14 protein-coding genes and 1 tRNA gene are annotated in these 10,887 nt (G+C 65.6%); 3 read left to right on the forward strand and 12 right to left on the reverse strand.

Going from position 1 to position 10,887, the window contains the following annotated elements; all coding sequences use genetic code 11:
• Window positions 1-68: 68 nt before the first annotated feature.
• From A5650_RS20710 to tcmP, 3 genes are all read left to right on the forward strand, one after another.
• A tRNA-Pro gene (locus A5650_RS20710) sits at window positions 69-142 on the forward strand.
• A gap of 227 nt (window positions 143-369) precedes the next feature.
• Entirely contained in the window at window positions 370-957 is a 588-nt protein-coding gene (locus A5650_RS20715) for a tyrosine-type recombinase/integrase (protein WP_231992692.1), read from the forward strand.
• A gap of 149 nt (window positions 958-1,106) precedes the next feature.
• Complete coding sequence (gene tcmP, locus A5650_RS20720; protein WP_082950862.1) at window positions 1,107-2,276, forward strand: three-Cys-motif partner protein TcmP; 1,170 nt, start codon at window positions 1,107-1,109, stop codon at window positions 2,274-2,276.
• Here the strand turns inward: tcmP and A5650_RS20725 are convergent.
• The 12 genes from A5650_RS20725 to A5650_RS20780 form a co-directional block, all read right to left on the reverse strand.
• The gene (locus tag A5650_RS20725; RefSeq protein WP_067296014.1) at window positions 2,237-2,983 is read right to left on the reverse strand and encodes a DUF5131 family protein; all 747 of its coding nucleotides are present in this window, start codon (window positions 2,981-2,983) and stop codon (window positions 2,237-2,239) included. The genes tcmP and A5650_RS20725 overlap by 40 nt on opposite strands.
• Before the next feature lie 161 nt (window positions 2,984-3,144).
• Window positions 3,145-3,348 (reverse strand): ribosome modulation factor, encoded by a 204-nt coding sequence (locus tag A5650_RS20730; RefSeq protein ID WP_156744229.1) that lies wholly within the window; start codon window positions 3,346-3,348, stop codon window positions 3,145-3,147.
• 156 nt (window positions 3,349-3,504) lie between these two features.
• Entirely contained in the window at window positions 3,505-4,149 is a 645-nt protein-coding gene (locus A5650_RS20735; protein WP_067296021.1) for a maleylpyruvate isomerase family mycothiol-dependent enzyme, read from the reverse strand.
• Window positions 4,150-4,601: 452 nt separating this feature from the next.
• On the reverse strand, window positions 4,602-5,399 hold the full coding sequence (locus A5650_RS20740; protein WP_067296024.1) for a hypothetical protein: 798 nt from the start codon (window positions 5,397-5,399) through the stop codon (window positions 4,602-4,604).
• 14 nt (window positions 5,400-5,413) lie between these two features.
• Window positions 5,414-5,716 (reverse strand): hypothetical protein, encoded by a 303-nt coding sequence (locus tag A5650_RS20745; protein ID WP_067296028.1) that lies wholly within the window; start codon window positions 5,714-5,716, stop codon window positions 5,414-5,416.
• On the reverse strand, window positions 5,713-6,090 hold the full coding sequence (locus A5650_RS20750) for a helix-turn-helix domain-containing protein (protein WP_067296031.1): 378 nt from the start codon (window positions 6,088-6,090) through the stop codon (window positions 5,713-5,715). The genes A5650_RS20745 and A5650_RS20750 overlap by 4 nt, the downstream gene beginning before the upstream one ends.
• A 229-nt stretch (window positions 6,091-6,319) precedes the next feature.
• The gene (locus tag A5650_RS20760) at window positions 6,320-6,673 is read right to left on the reverse strand and encodes a hypothetical protein (protein ID WP_067296036.1); all 354 of its coding nucleotides are present in this window, start codon (window positions 6,671-6,673) and stop codon (window positions 6,320-6,322) included.
• The gene (locus tag A5650_RS20765; RefSeq protein ID WP_067296039.1) at window positions 6,673-6,936 is read right to left on the reverse strand and encodes a hypothetical protein; all 264 of its coding nucleotides are present in this window, start codon (window positions 6,934-6,936) and stop codon (window positions 6,673-6,675) included. Before A5650_RS20765 ends, A5650_RS20760 begins: the two co-directional genes overlap by 1 nt.
• 190 nt (window positions 6,937-7,126) lie before the next feature.
• Window positions 7,127-8,353, reverse strand: a complete 1,227-nt coding sequence (locus A5650_RS20770) for an AAA family ATPase (protein ID WP_082950863.1) — start codon at window positions 8,351-8,353, stop codon at window positions 7,127-7,129.
• 211 nt (window positions 8,354-8,564) lie between these two features.
• Window positions 8,565-8,774 (reverse strand): helix-turn-helix transcriptional regulator, encoded by a 210-nt coding sequence (locus A5650_RS26515; protein ID WP_082950864.1) that lies wholly within the window; start codon window positions 8,772-8,774, stop codon window positions 8,565-8,567.
• A 155-nt stretch (window positions 8,775-8,929) separates the two neighbouring features.
• Window positions 8,930-9,346, reverse strand: a complete 417-nt coding sequence (locus A5650_RS20775) for a hypothetical protein (RefSeq protein WP_067296042.1) — start codon at window positions 9,344-9,346, stop codon at window positions 8,930-8,932.
• Entirely contained in the window at window positions 9,346-10,446 is a 1,101-nt protein-coding gene (locus tag A5650_RS20780) for a tyrosine-type recombinase/integrase (RefSeq protein ID WP_067296045.1), read from the reverse strand. The genes A5650_RS20775 and A5650_RS20780 overlap by 1 nt, the downstream gene beginning before the upstream one ends.
• Between the last annotated feature and the right edge of the window lie 441 nt (window positions 10,447-10,887).

Consider the following 10,887-nt stretch of genomic DNA (forward strand, 5'->3'; position numbering starts at 1 on the left):
GCGGTTGGGATTGCAGGGCAAGCCTGCGGTAGCATTTCGACCTGCTGCCGGCGATCCCGGCGGCACCGCGGGCTGTGGCGCAGTTTGGTAGCGCACTTGACTGGGGGTCAAGTGGTCGCAGGTTCAAATCCTGTCAGCCCGACCGTGTGAACTGCATAAATGCGGGTCCGTGCAAGATTCGTGCGACAAGGTTCGGAGTGGCCCCAACCCAGGGATCCGCCACTATGCCCGCTTCGAGATTCGGCCGACATATGCGCGCGCGGCGGCATATGCGAGATTCCGACATTTGCGCTGGTAGCGGCATATGTACGACTTTCCGGCCGGCAGTCATGGAGCGTCGAGACGCGTCGGAATCATCGCAATACGGCCGTGTCGTTCTTCGGGTGGGCGCACCGCGCCGGCCACTTGTCGACGAACCCGGCCGCGGGCCTTCCGGTGATGCGTGCGGCTGCGCCGTCGCCGCGGCCCGCCCCTGACGCGGTGTGGATCGCGGCGATCGCCGCCGCGGGCCCGCGGGTGCGCCTGATGCTGCGTCTTGCGGCCGAAGCTGGTCTTCGGCGCGCCGAGATAGCGCGCGTGCATCGCCGCGACCTCACCCGCGGACCGACCGGCGCCGCCCTCCTGGTCAACGGCAAGGGCAGCAAGCGGCGAACCGTGCCGGTCGGCGACGACCTGGCCGCGGCGATCGCGGGGGACGGCGCCGACGGTTACCTCTTCCCCGGCGCCGACGACGGTCACCCGTCACCGCGCTACGTCGGCGACCTGATGGCCGACGCCCTGCCCGACCACTGGACCGCGCACACCCTGCGGCACCGATTCGCCACCAGGGCCTACCGGGGCTCACGGAACCTGCGCGCAGTGCAAACGCTGCTCGGCCATTCCAGCGTGGCGACAACTGAGCGGTACACGGCGGTTGACGACGACGAGATACGGGCCGCGGCGATGGCTGCGGGCTGATCGGCGGACCCCGCAATCGGTGCGACCAGTTACGTCGCTGCACAGGTTTGTCGCGCTGTGGTTTTACAGTCGTCTGCGAAGGCGGTGCTTCATCGCTGAATACACCAGCGCGACGGACGGCCGCTCGGGGACGGTCAAGGGGGACACGAATGGCGACGGGAGCCAATGCGAAGTATTGGAAGGACGCGCGCCTACCCGGTGTGCTGAAACATAGCCTTCTCAAGCGCTACCTGCCTGTGTTCCTCATCCGGACCTCATCGCGCGCTCGCCACGCCGCGTATTTCGACGGCTTCGCGGGCCGGGGAATCTACGAAAACGGGAAGCCCGGACCGCCTAAACAAATGCTCGAATTCGCTGTCGGTCAGCAGTACGGGCAGAGAAAGGTCCCGCTGTCCCTGTTCTTCTGCGAACGAGACCCTGAGTCGTTCGAGATTCTCGATCAATTGTGCGAGCAGTACCGATCCAAGGGCATTGACGCGCGCACTCGCCGCGACGACGCCACCGCTTACCTCCGAGACAGCCTGCCAGAGTTCAGCCAGATACCCGCGTTTCTGTTCCTGGACCCTTGCGGCGTCGGCATACCCTTCGAAGACCTGGTTGCCGCGTTGAATCGCGGTGGCGATAAGGCTTGGCCGCCAACAGAAGTCATGATCAATTTTAGCCTTGAGGCGTTGCGTCGAATAGGCGGCATCGTAACCTCGCCGAAGCCGATCGAAGCAACTATGAAGACCCTCGACACCAGCCTAGGAGGCGATTGGTGGCGGGCTTATTTCCAGGACATGCCCCCGGCCAAGGCTGTCGACGCCGTGGTTGACGAGTTCGGTCGCAGGCTTGAAGAAGCAACAGGAATGACGCTGATTGCGATTCCGGTTCATCGCGCCCCGAGACACAAGCCGATCTACTACCTGATATTTGGCACGCGTCACCCCGCTGGCGTCTGGAACTTCGCACACTGCGCCGCCAAGGCCACTGAGGACTGGTGGGCGGAAGTCCGGGCCAAGCAGGAGCAGGTCGAGGGCCCGTCGCTGTTCGATGTGACGCCACAAATCAGCGAAGTCGAATCGGATGCAATCCCGATTATCGCGGCGCAGATTCAATATCTGACGAGGACCCACGGTGAGATTCGCCTCGGCGATTTTCCCGGAGAAGTGTTCGGCCCGTTCCTTGGCCGCGTGCGCGATACTACGGCCCGCGCGGCAGTAAAACACCTGTATAAGGCGGGTTTGACGCCTAGTACGGGGGTCGGCGGCAAGCCTGAAAATTTGATCGTGGCGCCCGCTCAGGACGCCAACGAGGACGGCATTTCGTCCCATAGTTGACCGTCGAGTTCGCGTCCTTCGGCTTTCGGTGTCCGTCCGCCCCACTGCTTGAAGAAGAACGCGACGCCGGCGTCCTGGCACGCGTCGCGGATGCCGCGCACCCATTCCCCGTCAACAGGACGATGACTCGGGCCGGACTCGCCTCCGGCGATGACCCAGTGGATGCCGTCGAGGTTGAGTCCTTCGAGCGGTCCTATCAGTGGCTCACACGACAGGAAGCGCACGGCTGCGGGTACGTCGCGCAGATGGTCGACCCGCGGCAGCGCGTCCGCGTTCTCTACGGACACACCCATCCACAGATTGCTTGGCCAGTCGAGACTTTCGCCGAGTCGGCGCAGCCGCAAGCTGCGCTTGGTGAGCACCTGGTACGTGTGCTGAGGCGTATCGCGGCAGACGTCGAACACGTCGCGGATGAAGCTGACCGGCACGCGGGCGTGGAACAGGTCGGACATGGAGTTCACGAAGACGACGCGCGGCTGGCGCCAGCGGCGCGGTTCGTCGAGTGCCTGCGGATGGACGGTCACGCCGAAGCCCGGTCCTGATGTGCGCGGGTCACCGTCGTTCTGGTACTTCGCGGATCCCATGGCCTTCAACCGTTTTGCCAACGTCATGGCGTAGCAGTGGTCGCAGCCGGCGGAAACGCGATCGCAGCCGGTGACGGGGTTCCAGGTAGCCTCTGTCCATTCGATCGCCGATCGGTCAGCCATGCGCCCACCCTCACAAGTCCGTTGCGCTCACCCTAGGTCACTGCGATTGGTCATCAGGTCAGGACCGCCAACCGTGTTGTTGCAGATCGCCGCAACGCTATTCGATCGCACAAGGTATCGGCCGGGTCCGACAGCCGGCGGCGAGCACGGCGGGGCAGCCGTCATTCCGGCAGGGGTTCCTCTGCGGCACGCGCGGCGCGGTATCGCGCCATCGCCGGCCTGGTCTTAACGCGGACGCGCAGCATCCGCATGTACCCGCGCATCCACAGCTTCGCCAAGGCCAGCGAACGGCCGGCGTACGGGTTGCGGTCGCCGGGATCGGCAAGTGAGCCCTCGTATAGTGCTCGCGTCGCCTCCTGCCGCATCGTCACCCGCCAAGCATGGGGGACCATAGGGCGCATCGGCGGGATCCCACGCCGACGTGGATCAGGCAGGCCGGCCCGCCTGCCGCACGCGTGTTGGGGTTGTCGTCGCACCACCGACCCGGTTTGCAAATTCGCTGATTTCAGGTGTGTGCCTGACTAGCGCGATATTCGCTGCCGCAACAACGGCAATCCGGGGCCGTTAAGCGCATCCAGCGTGGCGGTGCGGCCAACCGCCGCCATCAGCAGATCAGCGGTCCGCCCACGGATTGCGGGTCCTCTTCCCCATCTTCGGTCGATGTCGGTGGCCTGCCAACTAAGGCCGCGTAGCCGTCTGAGCGGCATGAAGCCGTACGGGAACGGTCCAGTTAGCATCTTCAGCGCGACCATTGTGGATTCCGGATCGGGTTCGAAGGGCAATCCAAGCGGGATTCTGATGTCGCCGCTATGGCAGAGGATTTCAACCAGCCTTCCCGTGATTTTCGGCGGGGGCCGCCAGTATTGGTGTTCCGCAAGGTTGCGGAGACTTGCCGCGATTTCTGTGGCGGGCGACTGCGCCCTGAGACGGGCCATCTCGTCCAACGCCCGAGCCGGGTTGCGACGTCGCCAGGTCAAGATGATGGTCCGGAAAACTCCCCGAACTCCCCCTTCCAGGGGGACAACCAGATGGGCGGCCACGGTCTTCACATCCCAACCCGTACACAAGCTTTCCGTCGCTAGCTGCGAGTCATCCAAACTATCGATCAGATCCGCAATGTCGCGACGCTCCTGCGCGATAGCGGCGTGAATTTCATCGCGGTCCATCCGCCGAGGATATGAGCGGTCGGGCGCATGGCGAAGTGGAATGGCTGCAAGCAGGTGCGGCGAGCGCCATGTCACGAACGTGGACCAGGGCCACGATGTCCCAAGCCGTTTTTTTTGTGGGAAAGCTAGGGGGGCGGCGCCAATGCCATGGGTGGCGGCTGGGCGCGGGGTGGGGGGTCACCCGCCCTGGGTGCGGTCATGGTTGGTCGTCGCCGTCGGCCGCGGCCAGGTCGAGCAGTCGGCCGGCCTCGGCTGCCAGCCAGCGCGTGGTGTTGGCCGTGCGGCCAGCGCTCGCCTCGGCGTCGCCTGGGCGGCGCGATGGCGCTCCCGATGCGCTGGCCGCACGGCTGCTTGGTGGCCGGCCTTGGGCCTCGCAGGCGGCGCGCTGGCGGGGTTCCGGGAAAGCCCCCGCTCGCGCCGGCCTGCAAGGTGTCTCTGTGCGGATCGTTGGTCTACCTCCCGATAGCGGTTCTGCGTGCTTCGGCTTGGACGGCTTCGGCTTGTTCCTGGGCGGCCTGGCGTTGCCGCTCATAGTTGGCGAGGCGCTCGGCGAACCCGGTGATCGTGGCGAGTTCGAGCGGGATGCCGTGCTGCGCCAGTAGCCACGGCGTCACTTCGGTTCGCTCGCGGACGGCCTCGTCGCGGATCGTCGCGAACTCGAGAATCCCGATGTCGGGCGTGATGCTCAACGGCCGAGTGTGATTGTGGAACGGCGGCCCTGCTGTCTTCACCAGAACACCGAACCCTTGAATCGCGGCAGCCCACAGTTTCACGGCGATCTGGGCGTTGCTCAGGTGCTTCATGCCCTCGACGGTGAGCGTCGTGACCTGTTCGGTGTTGGCCAGGTCGTGGCTGGGTAGGGCTTCGGCGGCGTCGGCTAGGGCCTGGGCGTGTGGCTTCAGAAACTCTGCCCACGAGGCGAGGATGTCGTCGGCGTAGTCCAGGAGCGCGGCGTGGGCGATTTCTTTTCTGCGCTGGTCGGCGTCTATTTCGATGCCGCCGGCAACGAGGTTCCGGGCGAACATCATCCGCTGCACGATCGTGTCGGTGTGGACGTCGCGGCCGGCTTCGATCGCGTCGAGGACGGCGGAGTTGAGTTGGCTCGCGGAGGTTTCGCGGAATCGTTCGGCGCCGGCGACGATGGCGCGCGCTTTGTCGAGTTCGGCGATGTAGCCGGCGGGTAGTGAAACACCAAGTGTTTCAGCGGCTTTGGTGACGACGATCAGGGTCGAACGGAGGGTGATGTCCATGTGGGCTGTGCCTTTCAGGTGGGTTGGTTGGTGCTCGGGGGTTCGGTTGGTGGCCCGCCGTGGGCGTGGCTTAACAGTTGACGGAGGAAGGCACGGTTGTCGACGCTGGCGCTGCTGGCCGGGCGGGCGGCGGAAAGCCGGTCGAGGGTTTCGGCGAGCCAGCTGTTGGGTTCGGCTACGAGGTTGCGGACGAATTGCCGTTCCGCGTCGTCGTCTTCGGGCGGTGCAGCGTCGGCGATGCCGGCGCGGGCGCGCAGGGCGCTTAGTTCGTCGTCGGTGAGGCTGGCGAGCAGCCGGTCTTGCTCGTGGCGGTTCATTGCTTCCCTTCGATGTGTTCGCGCAGTGCCGTCTCGTCGACGAACCACCGGGCCCCGATCTTCTGGCCTCCGATCTTGTCGGCCAGTCGACGCGCTTGTCTGTCCGAGACGCCCAGGCGGGTAGCGGCTTCGGTGAGCGGCACGGTCGGTTGCATGGGGACAGGGTCGCTGATGGCAGGCAAGCGGACGTCCGTTTGGCCGCTGGCGGCCATCGCTGCGCCATAGGCGCAGGCCAGATCTTCGTAGGCCTTAGTGGGGAGACCGTCCCGCTTGCGTTGCTTGATGGCGGTAAGCGCGCTCAGAAGTGCGGGGCGTAGCGCGGCCCCGGTCACGATGACGAGTTCCCCGGACTGCGTCAGTCCGTTGTCGTTCATCTGCTGACCTCAGTTCGGCTGAGGGCACCGGGCACGCGGCGATTCGCACGCTTGCGATCTGGTCCGCGGTTGAGTCTGACGACGCTGTGAACACCGATGCACAGCGGGCCGCACGGAGTGAGTTCGGCTTCAGCTTGTCGTGCTTGCCTGGTGCTTTCCCAGTAGGTCCACTCGACGGTGATGGGTCCGGTTTCGGTGCTGCGGTGGCACACCAGCGCGGCGCGGGCGCTCATCGCGCGGCCTTCGCGCGATGCCATTCGCAAGCCTGACCTTCGGCCGGTACCCGGATGCGGCAGGGCCGGCCGGCTTGTGTGCGCCGGCCGCAGCGGTGCGTGCGTCTACTGATGGTGATGCGACGGACGTATTCGAGCGGCAGCGCGCCCAGCTGTTCGTGCGCGACGTCACGGCAGCTGCTGTCGTAGCAGACGTTGGGATCGCCGATCGCGGAGTGCTTGGCGAGGACCAGGTGCTCGTCGCCGCCGGCGGTGATCGCGGTGGCTGCGAAGTAGTCGGCCTGCCCGACGTCGCAGAGACAGGCGGAGCGGTCGTAGTCGAGCAAGTGGCCGTTAAGGTCAGCGCTCATCAGGCCCGCCGCACCGCGACGACGGAGGTCAGCGGTCCTTCGATGGGCGTTCCCTCGTCGTCGTCTTCGATGAACCGGAACCCGCACGCCGGGATGAGTGTTTCTTGTCCGCCGCTCAGGGGCGGGTACGGGTTGCGGTGCGGATCGGGATGGAACTCGACGAACTCGTAGGAGTCGAGGTCGAAGCTGCGGTCTGCGACCTTGTGCCAGCCGTCGGGGAGCAGGACGGCGGTCACGCTGTTGACGTCGATAGCAAGACTCATGGTTTGGTTCCTCTGCGTTGGGTTGTGGGTTTGACGGTGTTCGCGCGACCTCGGCCGACCTCGGCCGACCTCGGCCGCCGATGTGCGCCGACCAGACGTCTCGGACCTCGGCCCACCCCGGCGCACCTCCCGTAGGGAGGCGCCGGGCTGGGGTCGAGCGCCGAGGTCGGCACGGGCTCGGATGGCTGTTTCATTCGTCCGAGTCCCGCGCCGAGGTCGGGACAACTGCGCGATAACCTCGGGCGCCCCGCCGGCCTGACATTTCGATGAACCGTCCGGCGACGACCAGATCCGCGGCAGCGTCTCGGATGGCCTTGTCCTTGATCTGGTGACCGGCCTTGCGGACTTCGGCGTAGAGCAGGTCACTGGAACGGACTTCGTGCTCGGCAAGCGCGGCGACGACTTCGTAAACCGCGTCAGCCGGCTTGACTGTCGATGCGTCCGGTCGCTCGTCCTCGTCGGGTTTCGGCGCGTAGAGGGTCAGGAAGTCGGGTGTGGTGTCGGTGTCGTCGACGACCAGCGTCCCGAGGTAGACGACGCCGCTGTCGTTGTCGCTGCCGTGAAGTTCGACCTGGCCGTTTCGGTCTTTCGTCGAGTACAGCAGCGCGCGACCGCGCCGGCGCCGGCCGAATCGTTCCTTGCGGACCAGCGCGAAGCGCACGCCGTCGACCACGTTGCCCTTGTGGACCGTGCCGTAGGCGTCTCCGCGCAGGGGGTCGGCGCTCAGCGGCAGGTGGTCGCACTCAAGCACGGCCGCGGCGACCTCCTTGAACGGCACGATCAGCGTGCGCCGCACCATCGACCAGCCTTCGAGGTCGATCTTCTGGCCTTGCAGCACCATCGCTTCGTTCACGCCGTCAATGACGACCAGGGTCGGCCGGCGCGCGAGTAGCTGGTCGAGCCAGCCGTGGCGAAGCGGCTTGCTCGGCGTGACGAACATCAACTGCCGCTGAATCAGGTCTGCTGAAAGCCCGATCTGTCGTAACCGTTCGACTGTCGACGCTGCACTGGATTCTTCGAAGTGCAGATACACGACGGGATTGCCGGCGAGAAGTTCGGCGGTCACGCACGCGAGCGCGAACCAGGTCTTGCCGGCGGCAGTGTGGGCGATGACGGCGTGTTCAAGACCGGGATAAAGCAGCCGTTGGCCGTCAGTGCGGCACGCGCCGACCGTGGGTGTGATGGGCTCGACCTCGCCGCGCAGGTAAGGCCCGAGGTCGATTGGCTCCCAGGTTGTCGCGGCTTCGGGGTCTTGGCCGGCGGATTCCGACTGGCCGGCTGGCTCTGGTGGGCCGGGGTCGTCGGGATGCCGGCCGTTGTGGACGGCCAGCTGGCGTCGCTGCTGCTCGGCTTCTTCCTCGGCGATCCATTCGGCGTACTCGTCGGAGCGGTCGACGTCGGTCATGGTCGCGGCCATCCGTCGACCCGTTCCCGCGGTGTCAGCGGGTCGCGCCGGCCGCTTTGCTCAAGCGGCGGTAGCCGGCGGGCGGCATCGTTGCGGCGACGCATCTGGGCCAGCAGCGCGGCGCCGCGGCCTTGTCGCGCGTTGCCGCTATCCTGGTCGCGGTCCATCACCAGGGGCTCTGAGGTCGCCGAATCCTGCCCGGGTCGGCGACTTCTCTCTTCGGTCATGCCGCGCCGCCGTTGAGGATTTTGTCGACGTCGGCGGCGTCGACTTTCAGCAGCTTCGGGCCGACTCGAATAGCCGGGATATAGCCGGTCCGAACCCAGCGTCGGAATGTGCGGTAGTGAACGCCGCACCGTTCGGCTGCTTCAGGTAGGCCGATCAGTTCACGTTGTGCGGCAGGGGTTTTCGTATGTACGGCAGTTTTTGCCATCGCCCAACTCCAGGGGTCGCTTAAGCGAATCCCACCGGGTTGGAGCGGGGGTCGAACACGCAGGCCATTGTGAGAATGTCCCGGCCATCCCTGCGGCTACAGCCGGTAAGTCCGCGTCACGCGGAACGCTCACGACTGTACCGAAACGCGTTGATTTAGTCCCGAAACGACACGTCGAGGTCTAGGCCCATACGGACCGCGGCGGCAATCTCAGCTTTACGGACCCTCGGCTTTCGCCCGTACTCGGCGACTGTCCGCGTGGCGCCACTGCCGCACTTCGGGCAGGAGAATTCCCAGGCATCGGACGCCATGAGCGCCTGCGGCGTCTGCTCCCCGGTCCGCGGGACACGGACGTAGCGCAGCGCGTTCGCTGGCTCACCGACGTCGAGTCGGCCACTGCCCGTCACGCGTGGCGCATAGTGCTGGCCGGCCGGTTCGACCAGGCCGCTATGGGTGTAGACCATCACGCCGAGCAAGACCAGCCGCTGGTGCCTACCGCGGCCGGTGCAGACGACAACAGCCGGCGTCGGTGGGGGTCCGCCGTAACGCTGCCGCCACCAGTCCGATGCCATCACTTAGCTTCTGCCGCAGCGAGTTTCGACAACCGTTCCGCTATCTCGGCGTCGCGTCCCTCGGCGACATGCTGGTAGCGCAGCGCCATCTGTGGCGTAGTGTGGCCGAGTCGGTGCATGAGTTCAGCTGTGGTAGCACCAGATTGGGCGGCGAGCACCGCGCCGACATGCCGCAAATCGTGGATCCGCAGGTTCGGTTTGCCGATGAGTTTGCGCGCGGCAATCCAGTGGTAGCGGTACACGTGGTTCGGTAGGTGCTTGCCGTCCTCGCTCGGAAACAGTAGCGAGTCGGCGTCCTTGCCGACATGCCGACGCAAGTGCGCCTTGAGGGCCGGCCGGATATGCGGCGGCACGGCGACGTCGCGCACACCGGCCGCGGTCTTGGGTTCACCGACGACGAACCGGCCGGCGCTGTAGGTGACCGCGCGGCGGATCCGCAGCACGCTGCCATCGGCGGCGACGTCCTTGCGTCGCAGTTCGGAAGTCTCGCCCCATCGGAGTCCGCACCACGCGGCCAAGGTGACGCTGGCCTGTAATTCGTCGGGCATCTTGGTGGCGAGTTTGGCTACCTCGGCGGGAGTGAGCACGCTGACGTCGCGTTTGCGCTTGGTCGCCATCGCCGAGCGGATGCGGCACGGGTTGGCGTCAAGCACTTCGTCCTGGACTGCGGTGGCGCAGATGGCGTGCAGCAGCGAGTAGGCGTGCGCGTTGCGGGTCGGATTGTCCGTGCCGAGGTCGGCGTGCCAGGTGCGAACCTTCGCCGGTGTGATCGTCGCGAACTTCACGTCTCCGAGGTCGGGCAGAATCAGCCGTTCCAGCATGGACTTGTAGTGCTGGCGGGTCCGTGGCCGCAGCGGGCGCTGTTCAATCCAGCGGTCGGCGTAGGCGCGTAGCGTGATGCCGTCTGAGCGTTCGACAGCACCCCACGTCCCTAGGTCGATCTTGCGGCGCTCATCGCCTATCCAGCGTTCTGCGTCCGTCTCATGCAGGAACGTCTTGGGGGCTTTGTGCAGCTTGCCATCGGGGCCGATGTAAGACGCCTGGAATCGTCCCGACGGTAGCTGTCGGATGCGGCCGAAGCTGCGTCGATTCCGCGCCATTGCGCCATTCCCCCCAGCGTGCTGTCGTGCAATATTCGTGCAACAGCAATGTACCGGAACGCCCGACAGAGTTACATACTGTCGGTGCTGCGAGTCGCCTATATCAGCAGGTAGAAGCACAGAAACGACACGTGACGACACGCAGTCACTCCGAACGATAGAACTGATTCAAATCCTGTCAGCCCGACAGTGTGATGTCTCGGGACATCGTTGGCAGATGTCCCGAGACATCATTTACATCTGGAGCCTGTTTTCGGGTGAGTTTCCGCATTTGACGCCGCGTGGTTGGTAGTCGCGGGTGGGGTCGAGGGTCAGTTTGCGGATGAGTTGGCCGGTGTCGTGGTGCAGGACTCGGATGTCGCGGTGAAGTACCCCAGGTTTTGTTCCTACTCGGTTGCGAGGGCCGGGGTTGGCTGGCTCGCGGGGTGTGAGGTGCCGGTG

Source organism: Mycobacterium sp. 1164985.4 (genome assembly GCF_001668575.1).
GTDB lineage: Bacteria > Actinomycetota > Actinomycetes > Mycobacteriales > Mycobacteriaceae > Mycobacterium.